The organism is Pseudonocardia oroxyli (genome assembly GCF_900102195.1).
GTDB classification, from domain to species: domain Bacteria; phylum Actinomycetota; class Actinomycetes; order Mycobacteriales; family Pseudonocardiaceae; genus Pseudonocardia; species Pseudonocardia oroxyli.
Window position 1 is genome coordinate 191,222 of the sequence record NZ_FNBE01000007.1, and the last position, 16,216, is coordinate 207,437.

General features: G+C 75.1%; 16 protein-coding genes and 1 pseudogene. 10 read left to right on the forward strand and 7 right to left on the reverse strand.

Going from position 1 to position 16,216, the window contains the following annotated elements; all coding sequences use genetic code 11:
• The first annotated feature begins 14 nt into the window (after nt 1-14).
• Nucleotides 15-815 carry an LLM class flavin-dependent oxidoreductase gene (locus BLS43_RS12955; protein WP_093083327.1) on the forward strand — a complete coding sequence of 267 codons (801 nt, stop codon included), beginning with the start codon at nt 15-17 and terminating at the stop codon, nt 813-815.
• On the opposite strand, the gene thpR is transcribed toward BLS43_RS12955, so the two are convergent.
• Nucleotides 802-1,266, reverse strand: a complete 465-nt coding sequence (thpR, locus tag BLS43_RS12960) for an RNA 2',3'-cyclic phosphodiesterase (RefSeq protein ID WP_093083330.1) — start codon at nt 1,264-1,266, stop codon at nt 802-804. The two genes, BLS43_RS12955 and thpR, sit on opposite strands and share 14 nt — an antisense overlap.
• A gap of 22 nt (nt 1,267-1,288) precedes the next feature.
• Here thpR and BLS43_RS12965 point away from each other — a divergent pair, with 22 nt between their 5' ends.
• Together BLS43_RS12965 and BLS43_RS12970 are read left to right on the forward strand one after the other, a co-directional pair.
• Complete coding sequence (locus tag BLS43_RS12965) at nt 1,289-2,107, forward strand: MOSC domain-containing protein (RefSeq protein ID WP_093083333.1); 819 nt, start codon at nt 1,289-1,291, stop codon at nt 2,105-2,107.
• 83 nt (nt 2,108-2,190) lie between these two features.
• Nucleotides 2,191-3,942, forward strand: coding sequence for an LTA synthase family protein (locus BLS43_RS12970; RefSeq protein WP_245707466.1), 1,752 nt, complete (start codon nt 2,191-2,193; stop codon nt 3,940-3,942).
• Between the two features lie 44 nt (nt 3,943-3,986).
• Here the strand turns inward: BLS43_RS12970 and BLS43_RS12975 are convergent, their stop codons facing one another.
• The gene (locus tag BLS43_RS12975) at nt 3,987-4,751 is read right to left on the reverse strand and encodes a class I SAM-dependent methyltransferase (protein WP_093083335.1); all 765 of its coding nucleotides are present in this window, start codon (nt 4,749-4,751) and stop codon (nt 3,987-3,989) included.
• Between the two features lie 69 nt (nt 4,752-4,820).
• Here BLS43_RS12975 and BLS43_RS12980 point away from each other — a divergent pair, with 69 nt between their 5' ends.
• Nucleotides 4,821-5,633, forward strand: coding sequence for a CDP-alcohol phosphatidyltransferase family protein (locus BLS43_RS12980; RefSeq protein WP_093083338.1), 813 nt, complete (start codon nt 4,821-4,823; stop codon nt 5,631-5,633).
• Here BLS43_RS12980 and BLS43_RS12985 read toward each other — a convergent pair.
• Nucleotides 5,586-6,593: a phosphotransferase family protein gene (locus tag BLS43_RS12985; RefSeq protein WP_093083341.1), complete on the reverse strand. Its 1,008-nt coding sequence runs from the start codon at nt 6,591-6,593 to the stop codon at nt 5,586-5,588. The genes BLS43_RS12980 and BLS43_RS12985 overlap by 48 nt on opposite strands.
• Nucleotides 6,594-6,679: 86 nt before the next feature.
• On the opposite strand from BLS43_RS12985, the gene BLS43_RS12990 reads away from it, so the two are divergent.
• From BLS43_RS12990 to BLS43_RS13005, 4 genes are read left to right on the forward strand one after another with little or no spacing between them, the layout of a single operon-like run.
• Nucleotides 6,680-7,237, forward strand: coding sequence for a TetR/AcrR family transcriptional regulator (locus tag BLS43_RS12990; RefSeq protein ID WP_093083344.1), 558 nt, complete (start codon nt 6,680-6,682; stop codon nt 7,235-7,237).
• Nucleotides 7,238-7,269: 32 nt separating this feature from the next.
• Entirely contained in the window at nt 7,270-8,241 is a 972-nt protein-coding gene (locus BLS43_RS12995; protein WP_093083347.1) for an NAD(P)H-dependent flavin oxidoreductase, read from the forward strand.
• Nucleotides 8,238-8,804 carry a TetR/AcrR family transcriptional regulator gene (locus tag BLS43_RS29970; protein WP_176921307.1) on the forward strand — a complete coding sequence of 189 codons (567 nt, stop codon included), beginning with the start codon at nt 8,238-8,240 and terminating at the stop codon, nt 8,802-8,804. The genes BLS43_RS12995 and BLS43_RS29970 overlap by 4 nt, the downstream gene beginning before the upstream one ends.
• Before the next feature lie 31 nt (nt 8,805-8,835).
• Nucleotides 8,836-9,507 carry a type 1 glutamine amidotransferase gene (locus BLS43_RS13005; protein ID WP_093083350.1) on the forward strand — a complete coding sequence of 224 codons (672 nt, stop codon included), beginning with the start codon at nt 8,836-8,838 and terminating at the stop codon, nt 9,505-9,507.
• On the opposite strand, the gene BLS43_RS13010 is transcribed toward BLS43_RS13005, so the two are convergent.
• The 3 genes from BLS43_RS13010 to BLS43_RS13020 all read right to left on the reverse strand — a co-directional run bounded on the left by BLS43_RS13010 (nt 9,500) and on the right by BLS43_RS13020 (nt 13,186).
• A complete protein-coding gene (locus BLS43_RS13010; protein ID WP_425438539.1) occupies nt 9,500-10,738 on the reverse strand; it encodes a cytochrome P450 in 1,239 nt (412 codons plus the stop codon). The two genes, BLS43_RS13005 and BLS43_RS13010, sit on opposite strands and share 8 nt — an antisense overlap.
• 184 nt (nt 10,739-10,922) lie before the next feature.
• Nucleotides 10,923-12,434: a 5-oxoprolinase subunit B/C family protein gene (locus BLS43_RS31875; protein WP_093083352.1), complete on the reverse strand. Its 1,512-nt coding sequence runs from the start codon at nt 12,432-12,434 to the stop codon at nt 10,923-10,925.
• On the reverse strand, nt 12,431-13,186 hold the full coding sequence (locus tag BLS43_RS13020; RefSeq protein WP_093083355.1) for a LamB/YcsF family protein: 756 nt from the start codon (nt 13,184-13,186) through the stop codon (nt 12,431-12,433). The genes BLS43_RS31875 and BLS43_RS13020 overlap by 4 nt, the downstream gene beginning before the upstream one ends.
• A gap of 153 nt (nt 13,187-13,339) precedes the next feature.
• Here BLS43_RS13020 and BLS43_RS13025 point away from each other — a divergent pair, with 153 nt between their 5' ends.
• Nucleotides 13,340-14,104 (forward strand): sulfite exporter TauE/SafE family protein, encoded by a 765-nt coding sequence (locus BLS43_RS13025; RefSeq protein WP_093083358.1) that lies wholly within the window; start codon nt 13,340-13,342, stop codon nt 14,102-14,104.
• 90 nt (nt 14,105-14,194) lie between these two features.
• A pseudogene (locus tag BLS43_RS13030) lies at nt 14,195-14,335 on the forward strand (SDR family oxidoreductase); the annotation flags it as partial.
• Nucleotides 14,336-14,349: 14 nt separating this feature from the next.
• Here the strand turns inward: BLS43_RS13030 and BLS43_RS13035 are convergent.
• Nucleotides 14,350-16,209, reverse strand: coding sequence for an ABC1 kinase family protein (locus BLS43_RS13035; protein ID WP_218129805.1), 1,860 nt, complete (start codon nt 16,207-16,209; stop codon nt 14,350-14,352).
• Nucleotides 16,210-16,216 lie beyond the last annotated feature (7 nt).

A 16,216-nucleotide genomic window follows, 5' to 3' on the forward strand; every position in this document is an offset into this window, starting at 1 on the left:
TTCAAGGGGGAACGATGAGCGCAGCCTTCCGCTTCGGTGTGGTCGCGGCGCCGCAGGGGCCCGGTCCGGCCTGGCTCGACCGGGCCCGGCGGATCACCGACCTCGGCTACTCGACCCTGTTGACCCCGGACAACCTGCACCTGCACGAGCCGATGCTCAGCCTCGCGGCGGCCGCCGTCGCCGCGCCGACGCTGCGGATCTGCCCGTTCGTGCTGGCCGGGCCCCTGCGTCCGGCCGGCGTCACCGCCCGCGAGGCGCACACCCTGTCGGCGCTGACCGGCGGCCGCTTCGAGCTGGGCATCGGCACCGGCCGTCCGGACGCGCGCGGGGAGGCCGAGGCACTCGGTCTGCCGTGGGGCACCGCGGCCGAGCGGCTGGACGGGGTCCGCGCGGCGATCCACGCGCTCCGCGAGCTCGACGGCGAGGTGCGGACCCCCGTCCTGATGGCGGCGGCGGGCCCGAAGGCGCTGGCGCTGGCCGCCGAGGAGGCCGACATCGTGATGCTCGCGGCCCAGCCGGCCACACCCCGCGAGGAGGTGGCCCGGATGGCCCGCGGCATCGAGCACCTCGAGCTGGGGATGAACGTGTTCGTGGTCGGCGACGAGATCCCGGACTGGGCGGTCCGCTGGGCGGGCCCGGGTGCCGCGGAGGCCATGCGGTCGGCGGACACCCTGGCCGTCCTGCGCGGCTCGACGGACGAGATGGTCGCCGAGCTGGAGCGCCGCCGCGAGACCCTGGGCGTGAGCTACTTCGCCGTGAGCGAAGGATTCGCCGAGGCCCTGGCCCCGGTGGTGGAGCGCCTCACGGGCCGCTGAGCGCCCAGGACCCGAGCGGGGAGTACACCCCGCGCTCGCTTCGGAACAGGACGATCTCGCGGACCGTCCACGGCGGGGTGCGCAGCTCCCGCAGGGCCGTGACCAGCGGCGACAGGCCGGAGCCGAAGCCCAGCGTGAGGTGCGGCCGGTAGTCGGCCGCGCCCAGGGCCGCGGCGAGCGCGTGCAGGCGGTCGGTCTCCCCGGCGAGCGCCGCCCAGAGGACCCGGTCGTCGAACCGGCCCGCCCCGCGCACCGCCAGGGTGAAGGGCGCGGTCCCCTGGGCGATCGCGGCGAGGTCGGGCGGGTCGGCCTGCCCGAGGAAGCGCAGGGTCACGTGCCACTGCGCGGGCGCGGTCCACCGCACCTGCGGGGCCGACGGCAGGAGGGCCCGGATCGCCGCGCGGACCTCCGGCGGGGGGACCAGGGCGACGAACCGACTCACGAGGGGCATCCTGCTCTCCTACGATGGCGCGGTGTCCCTCGTCGTGAGCTCACTGGCCCGCTACCCGGTGAAGTCCTGCCGGGGGGAGCAGCTGCGCGAGGCCGTCGTGGAGCCGTGGGGGCCTGCGGGCGACCGCCGCTGGATGATCACCGACCCGGAGGGCGTGTTCGCCACCGCGCGCACGCTGCCCCGGCTGGTGCTGATCCACCCCGTGCTCGACGAGGGCGGGGTCACGCTGCACGCCCCGGGCGCCGAGCCGCTCCGGGTGCCGTTCCCCGAGGGGGAGGGGCTCGAGGGCGTCGTGGTCTGGCGGAGCAGCCTCAAGGCCACGTCCGCCGGGGAGGCCGCCGCGGCCTGGCTCACCGAGGTCATGGGCACCGAGCTGCGGCTGGTGCACCTGGACGACCCCACCCGGCGCCCGGTCGATCCCGAGTTCGGCGAGCCCGGCGACCGTGTCTCGTTCGCGGACGGGTACCCGCTGCTGCTCACCACCGACGCGAGCCTGGACGCCCTGAACGACTGGATCGCCGAGGGCGTCGACGCCGCCGAGGGCCCGGTCCCGATGACCCGCTTCCGGCCGAACGTCGTGGTCTCCGGCTCGGCCGCCTGGGCGGAGGACGACTGGTCGGTCCTGCGGATCGGCGGCGCCCGGTTCCGCGCGGTGAAGCCCTGCGGGCGCTGCGTGCTCACGACCGTCGACCCGGACACCGGGGAGAAGGGCCGGGAGCCGCTCGCCACGCTCGCCCGGCACCGGCGGATGGGCAAGGCCATCGTGTTCGGCACGAACCTCATCCCGGACGAACCGGGCGCCGTGCTCCGGGTCGGGGACGCGGTCGAGCCGCTCGCCTGACGGCGGCGGCCGTTCGCCGCGCCGGGTGAACCCCGCGCGGCCCCCCGCCGTGTCCCCCGACGACGGCGACACGAGGAGGCCGGGTGCAGGACACCGGAGGCGGCGCGGACGACCCGACGCCCGCAGCGGACGTGCGGACGACGGCACGGCTCGCGGACCCGACTCGCGTGGCCGATGCCGGAGAGTCGCGCGGCCGGGGTGGAGGACTCGCGGAGAACACCCCGCGAGCCCCCCGGTTCGGCCACGCGAGTCGGACGGTCTGGTCGGGCCTGCTCACCGCCCTCGCGGCGCTGCTGGTGCTCGGGGCGCTCGTCGTGCCCGGGGAGGTCTCCCAGCTCACGCCCGAGGCGTTCGTCCGGATCCCGGTCGAGGCCCTCGCGGGCGCGGCGGTGCTGCTGGTCCTGCGCGGCCGGGCCCGCACCGCCGCCGCGCTCGCGGGCGGGGCGCTGATCGGCGTCCTGCTCGTCCTGCGGATCGCCGACCTGGGTTTCCGCTCCGCGCTCGCCCGGCCGTTCGACCCGGTGCTCGACCTGCCGCTGCTGGGCAACGCCGCGGACTACGTCGCCGAGTCCGCGGGCCGGGTCGCCGCCGTGGGCGCGATGGTCGGGGCGGGGCTGCTCACCCTCGCGATCCCGGTCCTCACGGCGCTCGCGGTCCGGCGCCTGGCGGGCAGGCTGCCCGGGACCCGGGTGCTCGGCGGGGTGGCCGTGGTCTGGCTGGTCTGCGCGGTCACCGGCGCCACCCTGGCGCCGCCCGTGCCCCTGGCGAGCCGGAGCGCCGCCTCACTGGCGTGGAGCGTGGGCAGCCAGATCCCGGTCAGCCTGCACGACGAGCAGGAGTTCGCGAAGGTCGCCGCGAACGACGCCTTCCGCGACACCCCGCCCGACCGGCTCCTCACCGCGCTGCGCGGCAAGGACGTGGTGATCGCGTACGTGGAGAGCTACGGGCGCAGCGCCGTCGAGGACCCGCAGTACGCCACCCGGGTCGACGCCACGCTCGACGCCGGGACCAGCACGCTGGCCGCCGACGGGTTCGGCGCCCGCAGCGGGTGGCTGACCTCGCCGATCGCGGGCGGCGGCAGCTGGCTCGCGCACGCGACGCTGTCGTCCGGGCTGTGGATCGACAACCAGCAGCGCTACCGCAGCCTCACCACCAGCGACCGGCTGACGCTCAGCAAGGCGCTGCAGCGGACCGGCCGCCAGACCGTCGGGATCATGCCCGGCACCACCGAGCCGTGGCCGGAGAGCCGCTTCTACGGCGTCGACAGCTACTACGACGCCCACGGCCTCGGCTACCGGGGGCCCGGTTTCGGCTGGTCACCGATGCCGGACCAGTACGCGCTCGCCCAGTACGACGCGAAGACGAAGGACCTCCCCGGCCCGCTGGGGGCGGAGATCACCCTGACCTCCAGCCACACCCCGTGGATCGCGGTGCCGGCTCTGCGGCCGTGGGACGAGATCGGGGACGGCTCGACCTACGCGACGGACGTCGCGGGGCTCGACCCGCCGGACGTCATCTGGCAGGACGAGGACCGGGTCCGCACCAACTACCGCGAGTCCATCGAGTACTCACTGAACTCGCTGGTCAGCTGGGTGCAGCACAGCGGGGACGACGATCTGGTGCTGATCGTGCTGGGCGACCACCAGCCGGTGCCGATGATCACCCACGACAGCCCGAGCCGGGACGTCCCGATCTCGGTGGTCACGAGGGACCAGCAGGTCCTCGACACCGTCTCGCAGGCCTGGCAGTGGCAGCCGGGCCTGCGTCCCGGCCCCGACGCCCCGGTGTGGCGCATGGACGCCTTCCGCGACCGTTTCCTGTCCACCTTCCGGTGAGCGGCTCCGCCGCCCGTGCGTGGTGAGTGGTGCCAGAGCACCACTTACCACGCACGAGCGCCGGGGGCGCAGAGGTCCAGGTGCGGGACGGTCGCACGCAGGTCGGGATCGGCGAGGCGCCGGCGCAGGTAGGGACCGGCCTCGGCGGCCAGCGCCGGGTCCTGCGCGACGGCCGCGGAGATCCACCCCCGCAACCACTCCTCCAGCAGCGGCCCCTGGGTGAGCCGCCACGGGGACTCGCGGGTCTGCACCCGGGCGCCCCGGGCGCGGAGGGCGGCGGCCGCGTACGCGCCCGCGTCCGGGCCGAGGAGGCCCGATCGGCGCTGGTGGGCGTCGAAGGCGGCGGCGAACCGCGCGTCGAGCGGCTCGGCGGGGTACAGGGTCGCGCCGCCGGTCACCGACAGGGTGAACAGGACCGCGGCACCCGCCTCGACGCACAGGTCCACCAGCCGGTCCACCTCGGGCGCGGTCAGCAGGTCCAGCAGCGCGGAGCAGGTGACGAGATCGGCGTCGAGCGCGGTCGCGGACGTCAGGTCGCCGACGACGGGGATGCCGCCGTCTCGCGCCGCGATCTCCAGCAGCACCGGGTCCCGGTCGTGGAGGTACCAGGTGCCGGTGCGCAGCAGCGGCCGCAGCCAGCGGCCCATCGAGCCCGACCCGCACCCGAGGTCGCGCACCACCGCGGGCTCGGGGAGCAGCCCCACCAGCTCGGTCGAGCGGGCGGCGGCGTCCGCGGGCTCCCGGAGCGCGAGCCAGTCCGGCACGCACACCGGGTCGCCGGGGGTGCTGAGGCGAGCGTCGGTCTCCATGTCGTCGACCGTAGGCCTGCGACCGCGAAGCGGACTGAACCGGGAGCCGTCGGGATCCGTGTGGGGAGTGTGTACCTCTCGTCCCCGGCCCCGACCCGAATCGGCACGCTCGCCGACCGCCAGCAGGCGGGCGCCGCGCTGCTGCAGCTCACCGTGCTGGTCGCGATCGACCCCGGCCCCGCGGGCTGGCTCGCCGGTCTGGTCTACGCGTTCGGGCTGCAGGTCCTGCTGGCGGGCGCCGTCCGCCGGGCGGACGCGACGACGTTGGGGCCCGCGGACCTCGTCACCCTCGGCCGGGCGCTGCTCGTCGGCGGCGTGACCGCGGTGGTCGCCGACGGGTGGTGGTCGGGTGATCCGCGCGTCGAGGTGCTCGTGCCGCTCGCCGCCGTGGCCCTGGCGCTGGACTTCGTCGACGGCAAGGTCGCGCGGCACACCGGCACGGTCAGCGAGCTGGGCGCCCGCTTCGACATGGAGACGGACGCGTTCCTGATCCTGGTGCTGAGCGTCGCCGCGGCGGCGGTGCTCGGGCCGTGGGTGCTGGTGATCGGCGGCCTGCGCTACGCCTTCGTGGCGGTGGGCTGGCTGCTGCCGTGGCTGACCGGGACGCTCCCGCCGTCGTTCTCGGCGAAGGCGATCGCCGCCGCGCAGGGCGTCGTGCTGGTGACCGCCGTCAGCGGCCTCCTGTCCCTGCTGCTCACCACGCTCCTGGTCGCCGCGGCCCTGACCGCGCTGGTCTGGTCGTTCGCCCGCAGCGTCCTCACCCTGTATCGCACTGTGGAGCCACCACTGCCGTTGACAGGCCTCGAAACGACAGTCGTGGCTCCACAATGCGGGTCAGGTGACGGTGCGCACGCCTGCGGCGGCCAGGGCGGGGACCGCTGAACCCACGGTCTCGAAGCCCTCGCCGACCGTCTGGCCCGCGACGAACCGCGCGTGGATGCCCTCCGCGATCACCGCGATCTTGAAGTAGGCCAGCGCGAGGTAGAACTCCCAGTTCACGATCTCGCGGCCCGCGGCCTTCGTGTACCGGGCCACGAGGTCGTCCGCCCCCGGCAGCCGCGGCGAGGTGGCGGCCGCGCCGCCCGCCAGCACCGGGTCGAACGCCGGGTCCGAGTAGACGACGTGCAGCGCCAGGTCGGACAGCGGGTCGCCCAGGGTGGACATCTCCCAGTCCACCAGCGCCCGGACGTCCGAGGCGTCCGTCTCGCCGACGATCGCGTTGTCGATCCGGAAGTCCCCGTGCACGATCGACGCCCCGGACTCCTCCGGCGTGTGCTCGGCCAGCCACCCGTGCAGCGCCTCGACGTCCGGCAGCGGGCGGGTCGAGACCCGGGTCCACTGGTCGTACCAGCGGCGGACCTGGCGGCCCAGGTACCCGGCAGGCTTGCCGAACGCCCCCAGTCCGACGGCCGCGGGGTCGACGCCGTGCAGCGCGGCCAGCGCGTCGACCAGGGCGTACGCGCAGTCGTGCACCTCGGTGTCGGACAGGGCGGCGAGCTGGTCGCGGGTGGCGATGGTGCGCCCGGGCACGAACTCGACGACCGCGAACGGCGCCCCGATGATCTCGGGGTCCTCGCTCTGCAGGACGGGCTTCGCGACCGGCACCCCGTGCCCGTGCAGCGCCGCGACCACGGTGTACTCGCGCTTCATGTCGTGGGCCGACGGCGTGAGCCCGCCCAGCGGCGGGCGCCGCAGCACCCACGTCGAGGTGCCGTCGGTGAGCCGGTAGGTGAGGTTGGAGCGGCCGCCGTGCAGCAGCTCCGCGGTGAGTGTGCCGGTGCCCGGCACGTGCTCGTCGACGTACGCCTGGAGCTTGGGCAGGTCGAGTCCCTGGACGGCCACGGCGCCTCCTCGTTCGGCTAATGCTCGCTAGCCATCCGACCACATCACCGGTGCCCGTGGTGGCTAATTGTTGTTAGCCTCACCCCATGGCAACGCGCGAGGCGATCGGGGAGGCCGCGCTGCGCCTGTTCGCCGAACACGGGTACCAGGGCACGACGATGGCGGACATCGGGACCGCGGTCGGCATCCGGGGTCCCAGCCTCTACAAGCACGTCTCCTCCAAGCAAGAGCTGCTCGTGGCGCTGCTGACGTCCACGATGGATGCCCTGATCGAGGCGCACACGGCGGCGTTGGCCGGCACGAGCGACCCCGTCGAACGGCTGCGGCGCGCGGTCGACGCCCACGTCCGCTTCCACGCCCGACACCGCCTGGAGGCGTTCGTCGGCGCGAGCGAGATGCGGAGCCTCGAGGAGCCGCACCGCGGCACCGTGCTGGCGAAGCGCGCGGAGTACGAGCGCGGCTTCCGCACCCTGATCGAGCAGGGCCCCTTCGACGTCGCCTCGGTCCGGCTCGCCTCCTACGCCGTCCTCGACCTGGGCATGGGCCTCGCCACCTGGTACCGCGAGGAGGGCGCCCTCTCCGAGGACGAGGTGGTCGCCCAGCAGGTCGAGTTCGCGCTGCGCCTCGTCGGCGCCGTGCTATAACGCTTGTTATAGGCCCGACGAAGGGAAGCCCGTTGAGCGACACCCTCCCGCCCGTGTTCGACCGGCTCCGGCTGCCGGTGATCGGTGCGCCCCTGTTCATCATCAGCAACCCGCGCCTGGTCATCGAGCAGTGCAAGGCCGGCGTCGTCGGGTCGTTCCCGGCGCTGAACGCGCGGCCGGCGAGCCTGCTGCGGGACTGGCTCGCGGAGATCACCGAGGAGCTCGCGGCGTACGACGCGAAGCACCCCGAGCGCCCGTCCGCGCCCTTCGCGGTCAACCAGATCGTCCACCGGTCCAACACCCGGCTGGAGGAGGACCTCGCCACCTGCGTCGAGTTCCGGGTGCCGATCATGATCACCTCGCTCGGCGCCCGCCAGGACGTCAACGAGGCGGCCCACAGCGTGGGTTCCGTCGTCCTGCACGACGTGATCGACGACCGGTTCGCGCGCAAGGCCGTCTCCAAGGGCGCCGACGGGCTGATCGCCGTGGCCGCGGGCGCGGGCGGGCACGCCGGCGTGCGCAGCCCCTTCGCGCTGGTCCAGGAGATCCGCCAGTGGTTCGACGGACCGCTCGCACTGTCCGGATCCATCGCGACCGGCGCCGGAGTGCTCGCGGCCCGGGCCATGGGCGCGGACTTCGCCTACCTCGGCTCGGCGTTCATCGCCACCGACGAGGCCGCCGCCAAGGACGAGTACAAGCAGGCCATCGTGGACGGCTCCTCGGCCGACATCGTCTACAGCGACCTGTTCACCGGCGTGCACGGCAACTACCTCGCCCCCTCCATCCGCGCGGCGGGCCTCGACCCGGCGAACCTCCCGGCCGGGGACGTCACCACGATGGACTTCGGGTCCGGCGGCACGAGCGACGCCAAGGCCTGGAAGGACATCTGGGGCAGCGGCCAGGGCATCGGCGCGGTCGACGCCGTCGTGCCCGTGCGGGATCTCGTCGCGCGGCTGTCGGACGAGTACGCCGCCGCCCGCGACCGCCTGGCGCTCTCGGCGTGAGCGCCCCGGGGGACGTCCGGACCGCCACCTTGGACGCCGCCGCCCACCTCCTCGCCACCGAGGGACCCCGCGGATTCACCGTCCGCGGGGTCGCCGCGGCGGCGGGCGGCTCCACGATCGCCGTCTACCACTACTTCAGCGACAAACAGGGCCTGATCGACGCCGTGTACGTCGAGGGCCACCGGCGCCTGCGGTCCGCGCAGGAGGCCCAGCGGTTCTCCGACGACCCGGAGCGCGACGTCCGCGCCGCCTGCCTCGCCTACCGCGAGATCGCCCTGGCCTACCCGGACTACTTCCTGGTGATGTTCGGCCACGGCCTGGACCGCTTCACCACCGACGTGCGGGCCACCGGCCGGGACAACTACGGCGGGTTCATCGAGGTGATGCGCCGGTGGAACGCCCGCGCCCCCCTGCGCGTCGACCCCGAGTCCGCGGCCTACACGCTGTGGTCCGCGGGCCACGGCATGGTGATGCTGGAGCTCACCGACAACGGCCCGCACGAGGACCGCTCCGCCCAGTACGACACGCTGATCGACACCCTGATGCGCGGCCTGACCGCGTGAACGGAGATCGCGGGCCCGCGCATACTGGGTCATGGCCCGCGCGCAGATCATCGTCCACGAGACCGACCCCGTCCGGCAGCGGCGGGTGCCCGGCACGCTCCTGCCCGCGCTGGAGGAGCTCGGGTTCTCCGTGGGGATCGGGACCTTCCTCGACGGGGGCGACGTGGCTCCCGGGGCCGACGTCGTCGTCGTGATGGGGTCGCGGCACGCCGCCTACGACGACACCCTGCCGTGGCTCGCGCCGGAGCTGGAGTTCCTGCACCACACCGACTCCCCGGTCTTCGGGGTGTGCTTCGGCGGGCAGGCGCTGTCCCGGGCGCTCGGCGGGACCGTGACCCTGGCGCCGCAGCCGGAGCGGGGGTTCGTCGACCTCGACGGCGACCTCCCGGCGCGTCGGTGGATGGAGTTCCACTACGACGCGTTCACCCTGCCGCCCGGCGCGGAGCTGGTGTCCCGCAACGAGACCGGCGTGCAGGCCTTCCGCAGCGGCCGCAGCATGGGTCTGCAGTTCCACCCGGAGATCACGCCGGACGTCTTCGAGACCTGGGCCGAGTCCTGGTCCCCGGAGTTCCTGGCGTCGGTGGAGGCGGAGGTGGACCTCGAGGCCGTCCGCAAGGAGATCGCCGGACGCCAGGACGAGCTCGCGGCCCAGTGCCGGGCCCTGCTCGGCCGCTTCCTGGACGCGGCGAAGCCTGCTACCTGACGTGCACCGGGAGCCGGTCGACGCCGTAGACGATGCTGGCGTCCCGGTACTCCAGCTCGTCCGCCGGGACCGCGAGGTGCATCCGCGGGAAGCGGTTGAGCAGGGCGGGGTAGGCCGCGCGCAGCTCCATGCGGGCCAGCTCGGCGCCGATGCACCGGTGGATGCCGTGGCCGAAGGCGTAGTGCGGGCCGGGGACGCGGTGCGGGTCGAACGTCTCCCCGCCTTCGCGGTCCGCGGCGAGCAGCGAGCAGATCACGCCGTCGCCCGCCTTGATCAGGGTGTCGCCGACAGCCACGTCCCGTGTCGCGAACCGGGGGAAGGCCACCTGCACCACCGTCAGGTAGCGCAGCAGCTCCTCGACGACCGGGCCCGCGTCCTCCTCCCGGACGATCCGGGCCGCCTCGGGGTCCTCCATCAGCGCGATCGCCCCGAGCGCCAGCATCGACGCGGTGGTCTCGAACCCGCCGGTCAGGACGCCGTCGGCGAGGCCGGCGAGCTCCTCGTCGTCCACCCGGTCGCCGTGGTCACGGATGATCATGCCGAGCAGGCCGTCGGTGGGGTGGTCGCGCTGCCTGCGGACCTGCTCGCGCAGGAAGACCAGCGAGTCCGAGATCGCCCCGAGTGAGGCGCTGGCGCCGCCGAGCAGGTCGAACCGCGCGGTCGCGACCTCCTGGAAGGCCTCGCGCTCCGAGTACGGCACCCCCAGCAGCTCGCAGATGACCAGCGAGGGGATCGGCAGCGCGAAGTGCTCGACGAGGTCGACGGGTCCGTCCGCGGCGTCCATCGTGTCGAGGCACTCCGCGACGATCTCCTCGATCCGCGGGGTGAGGCGCGCGAGGCGGCGCATCGTGAACTCGGGGGTGAGCACCTTGCGCAGCCGGCTGTGGACGGGCGGATCGGAGAAGCCCAGGCCACCGGGGTTTTCGGTCTCCGCCATGCCGAGGGTGCGGGCGAGGTGGTTGAAGTCCGACGAGTAGTCCTCCACCGAGGACAGGACCGACCGGACCTCGTCGCGGCCGGTGACCAGCCAGACGTCCAGCTTCAGGGGGAGGTCGAGCTTCGAGACCGGGGCGGCCGCGGCGAGCTCCGGCACCGGGTCGAGGCCCTCACGGCGCAGCGGCATGAGGGCGGAGTCGGGGAGCAGGGAGCCGAGGTCCAGGCCCTTGGCGTTCATGCGGGCCAGTTGGCGGCGGACGAACCAGGACGCGATGCGCGCGCGCAACGTGGGCACGGCCCGAGCCTACCGACGCCCACCGACTCGGTTCCGGGAGCGGCCCCGGCACGGGTGCCGGGGCCGCACGACCGTGCGATGGCGTCGTACCGACCCCCCGGCGGATACGCCCACCGGTACGGCGCCTCACCAGCACGGCTGGTGCCCAACCTACCCGCCCTTGTTTGTGGGTCAAACCCATACATCAGGGGATCAAGCGCACGCTCTGCCCGGGCCGGATCTGGGCGGCGCGATCGACGTCGGCGTCGGCCACGACGGCGACCACCGGGTAGCCGCCGGTCACGGGATGGTCGGCCAGGAAGATCACCGGCTCGCCGCCCGGCGGCAGCTGCACCGCGCCGCGGGTCAGGCCCTGGCTCGGCAGCGAGCCGACGCCGTCCGCCATCTCCAGCGTGCCGCCGGCCAGCCGCATCCCCACCCGGTCGGTCTCCCCCGACGCCTCCCACCACGTGTCCGCCAGGTCGCCGCGGGCCAGGTCGGCGTGCGGACCGGGCCGGATCCGCAGGGTGACCGGACCGGCGGGCGGGACCGGGACCGGGGCGACGTCGACCAGCGGGAAGGCCCGCGGCTCGGGTCCGACGGACAGCGATGCGCCCGGCTCCAGCGGCGCCGGGCCGATGCCCGACAGGGTGTCGGTCGACCGCGAGCCCAGCACCGGCTCGGCTTCGATCCCGCCGCGGACGCACACGTAGGTCCGCAGGCCCGACGGCGGCGGACCCAGCCGGAGCTCCTGCCCCGCTCGGACGCCGACCAGCGCGTGGTGGCCCACCGGACGTCCGTCGACGGTCGCGGGGGCCGGGGCGCCGGTGAGCGCGACCGTCAGGTCCCGGCGGGCGAGGACCGCGAGCCCGCCGAGCAGCACCTCGATCGCCGCGGCGCCCTCGTCGTCGTTGGCCACGAGGCGGTTGCCGAGCCGCAGCGCGGCGCGGTCCGCGGCCCCCGACCGCCCGACGCCCAGGGCGGCGTACCCGGGGCGACCGAGGTCCTGGGCCAGCGCCAGGGGGCCGGTCTCGCGGATGTCCAGGGCCGGGTCCCGGGTGTCCGGGCGCGCCCGGGGGCGCGGCTCGCCGACGCGGTCGGCCCGGCCGGCCACGAACCGCACCTCCGCTCCGGGCCGCAGCAGGGCGGGCGGGTCCCGGTCGAGGTCCCACAGCACGGCGTCCGTGCGGCCGATCAGCTGCCAGCCGCCGGGGGAGGACCGCGGGTACACCCCGCTGTACCCCCCCGCCAGCCCCACCGACCCGGCGGGCACCGTGGTCCGGGACTTCTCGCGGCGCGGCACGGTCAGCCGCGCGTCCCCGCCGGTCAGGTACGCGAAGCCGGGGGCGAACCCGCCGAACGCGACCCGCCACGGCGTGCCGGTGTGCGCCGCGACCACCTCGTCGGCGGTCAGCCCGGTGGCCTCGGCGACGTCGGCGAGGTCCGGCCCGTCGTAGACGACGGGGATCTCCACGGCGTCGACGTCGAGCGCGTCGACCGGCTGCGGGTCCAGCGCGGAGACGGCCGCCCGCAGGCCGCCGAGGTCGGTTCCGGGTTCGGCGACGAGCAGGACCGTCCGGGCGGCGGGCACGACGTCCCGCACGCCGGGCAGGTCGGCCGCCCGGCACGCCTGCGCCAGGGCGATCACCCGGTCCCCGTCCTCGTCCGCGTCGACCTCGACCAGGAGCGCCGCGTCGCCGTACGGCGTCGCCCTCACACGAACCCCCGCAGGTCGACGCCCGCCCGCTCCAGCCCGGCGCGCACGGCGGTCGCCATCGCCACCGCGCCCGGGGAGTCCCCGTGCACGCAGGCCGACTCGGCCTGCACGGCCACGTCGGAGCCGTCGACCGCCCGGACCACCCCGTCGGCGAGCATCCGCAGGAGCCGCTCGGTCGCCTCGTCGGGGTCGTGGAGCAGGGCCCCGGCCTCGGCGCGCGGGACGAGCGCGCCCTCGGGGGTGTACCCGCGGTCGACGAAGAACTCCGGCACCGCCCGCAGCCCCCGCGCCTCGGCGACGCGCAGCAGCGCGGAGCCCGGGAGCCCGAGGACGGGGAGCGCGGCGTCGTACTCGGCGACCGCGTCGACCACGGCCGCGGCCTGCTCCTCGTGGTGCACGGTCGCGTTGTAGAGCGCGCCGTGCGGCTTGACGTACCGCACCGCGGTGCCGGACACCCGACACATCGCCTCGAGCCCGCCGAGCTGGAACAGCACGTCCGCGGTGAGGTCCGCGCGCGGCACGTCGATGAACCGGCGCCCGAACCCGGCGAGGTCGCGGTAGGCGACCTGCGCCCCGACGACGACGCCGTTCCCGGCGGCCGCCGCCACGGTGCGGCGCAGGGTCGACGGGTCCCCGGCGTGGAACCCGCACGCGACGTTCGCGCTGGTCACCAGGCCGAGCATCGCGTCGTCGTCGCCGAGGGTCCAGCGGCCGAAGGACTCCCCGAGATCGGAGTTCAGGTCGAGCCTCATGCGCACAGGGTCCCCACCGCGGAGACCGGCGACCACTCGGGGCACCCGCCGCGACGGATCTCACGCCTGCCTCGCGGCCGGCGTGCGCGAGGCTGGAGGCATGCCTCGTGCACTCCTCCCGGGCCCGGGCCGGCCGTCCGATCCCCCGCTCCCGTGACCGGCTGGCAGCTGGCGTTCCTGTTCGTCGCCGGGATCGGCGGCGGCCTGACGGGCTCGATCGCGGGGCTCGCGTCCCTCGTGTCCTATCCGGCGCTGCTCGCCGTCGGGCTGCCGCCCGTCGTGGCGAACGTGACGAACACCGTCGCGATGATCGGGACCACGGCCGGGTCGGTGGCCGGCTCGCGCCCCGAGCTGCGCGGTCAGGGCCCGGTGCTGCTGCGGCTGTGCGCCCTGACGGCCGTCGGCGGGGCGGCGGGCGGGGCGTTGCTGCTGGTCACCCCGTCGGACGCGTTCGAGGCGATCGTCCCGTGGCTCATCGCGCTGGCCTCGGTGCTGCTCGTGGTCGCGCCGCGGCTGCGGGCGTGGGCCACCCGGCACGCGGCCGAGACCGCACCAGCGACGAGGCTCGGCCCGCTCACCCTGGTGGCGGCGTTCGGCGTCGCCCTCTACGGCGGCTACTTCGGCGCGGCGGCGGGGGTGATGATGCTGGCGCTGCTGTCGGTGTCCTGGTCGCAGAGCCTGGCCCGGTCGAACGCGGCGAAGAACGTGGCGTCCGGCGCGGCGAACATCGTCGCCGCCGTCGTGTTCGCGATCGTGGCGCCGGTGCACTGGGCGGCCGTGGGCGCGCTGGCCGCAGGCCTGCTGATCGGCTCCCGGGTCGGCCCCGCCCTCGTCCGCCGGGTCCCCGCGACGCCGCTGCGCCTCGCGATCGGGCTGGCCGGGCTGGGCCTGGCTGCGAGCCTGTGGTTCGGCCGCTGAGGGCTCGCCCCTCGGAAACCGAGCGATCGTTTGGTCAGTAGACGGGTATGACCCGTCTCACGAAGCTCAGCCGCCGCGGAGGTCTTCGCCCGCCGCCGCACCGCCCTGCGCCGCTACGCCGAGCCGGAGGAGGTCGCCCAGATCACCGTCTCGCTCCTGCTGCCCGCGGCCTCCTACATCACCGGCGCCGTGATCCCGGTCGACGGCGGTCTCACCATCCGCAACGCCTGACCCGGTCGGTCCGGTCAGTCGGGGTCGGCCTCGCGGCGCAAGATCTGCGCGACCACGCGCAGGAGCATCACCGCCGAGACGACCAGGCCGATGTAGCCGACCGCGGTCAGGGTGTTCGCGGGGGCGCCCGCCGGGGCCAGGGCCGCGCCCACCAGCATCACCGCCGAGGCGACGAGGCCGACCGCGCCGACGAGGGCGAACGTGGCGCGGTCGAGCCAGCGGCTCACGACCCGGCTGCCGGGGTTGGAGAAGGCGTCCACCTGCAGCCGCGCGCTGCCGGCCCGCAGCTGCAGCACGACGTCCTCGACCAGGCCCGGCAGCGCCCGCAAGGTCGGCAGGTTGCGCACCAACTCCCGCTGCACCACGTCCTGGGTGCCCTCCGGGGACAGGTCGACGGTCGAGCCGAGCCGCCCGGCGGCGGCCGCGGCCAGGTCGACGTGCGGGTCGATCGCCCGCAACGTGCCCTCCAGGGTGACCAGTGCGCGGCCGAGTAGGGTGAGCGTGGGCGGGACCGGGATCCGGTGGTGCTGCATGATCGCGATGACGTCCTGCATGCTGCGCGGGTCGAACCCGCCTGCGTGCAGCTGCGCGCTCAGCACCCGGCTGATCTCGGCCTCGAGCGCCTGGGTGGGCGGGGCGTCCGGCGCGAACGCCCGCATCGCCCGGCTGATCAGCGCGGGCTGCCGGGTCGCGAGGCCTGCGGCCATCAGCTGCAGCGCGTCCATGCTGACCGGGTCGATGATCCCGACGGCACCGAAGTCGATCAGCCAGAGGACGCCCTCGGGGTCGATCAGGACGTTGCCGGGGTGCGGGTCGGCGTGGAACACCCCGGCCGTCATGACCTGGGCGAGGAAGGCGCCGAGCAGCCGCTCCGCCAGCGCGGCGCGGGGGACGCCGGTGGCCTCGACGGCGTCGGCGTCGGAGACCGGACACCCGTCGACCCGTTCCAGGACCAGCACGCCGTCGGTGCTGAGCTCGGTGTGCACGGCCGGGATCCGGATGCCCGGCTCGGTGGTCGCCTCCGCCAGCGCGCGGGCGCTCGCCGCCTCGGCGAGGTAGCTGAGCTCGCCGTCGATGGAGCGGATGAGCTCGTCGGCGAGCGGGACGAGCCCGAGCCGGCGTGCCGCGGCGGACCGCCGGGCCGCGGCGCGGGCGGCCCAGCGCAGGACCGCGGAGTCGCGGGCGACCGACACCTCGATGCCCGGGCGCCGGATCTTGACCACGACGGGCTCGCCGGAGGGCAGCACGGCCAGGTGGGTCTGGCCGATGGACGCGGCGGCGAGGGGCTCCGCGGAGAACTCGGCGAACACCTCGTCCGGCCCGAGCTCCTCGACGAGCCGCTCCCGGATCTGCGCGGGCGGCACCCGGCGGACGTCCGCCTGCAGGTCCCCGAGCGCGGCGATGACCGGCGCGGGCACCAGGTCGGAGCGGGTGGACGCGATCTGGCCGAACTTCACGAACATGCCGCCGCAGTCCTCGAGGAAGCGGCGGATCCGCTGCGCCCCCTCCGGACTGGACAGCGCGGCCCGGGAGGCCAGCCGCGGCCCGGCGAGCCCGTGTCGACGGGCGGTCCGGGCGACCTCCCACAGCCGCCCGCCGACCGTCAGGAAGGTCCGCACCCGGGTCCGCAGCGAGCCCCGCCGCGGGCCGCGCGGGCGCAGGACCGCCTCCAGCGAGACGCTGAGGATCATGGCGGCCAGCAGGGCGAACCCGAACGCGGTGGGCAGCACCTCCGACGCCGTCGGCGCAGGCGGGAGCAGCGCCGCGGCCACGGCGAGCCCCACCAGGGTGCCGAGCAGACCGGTGACGGCCGCCCGCAGGAACCCGCGGCGCACCCCGAGGATCCGCCCCGCCCCGAGACTGACCACGATCACGAAGACC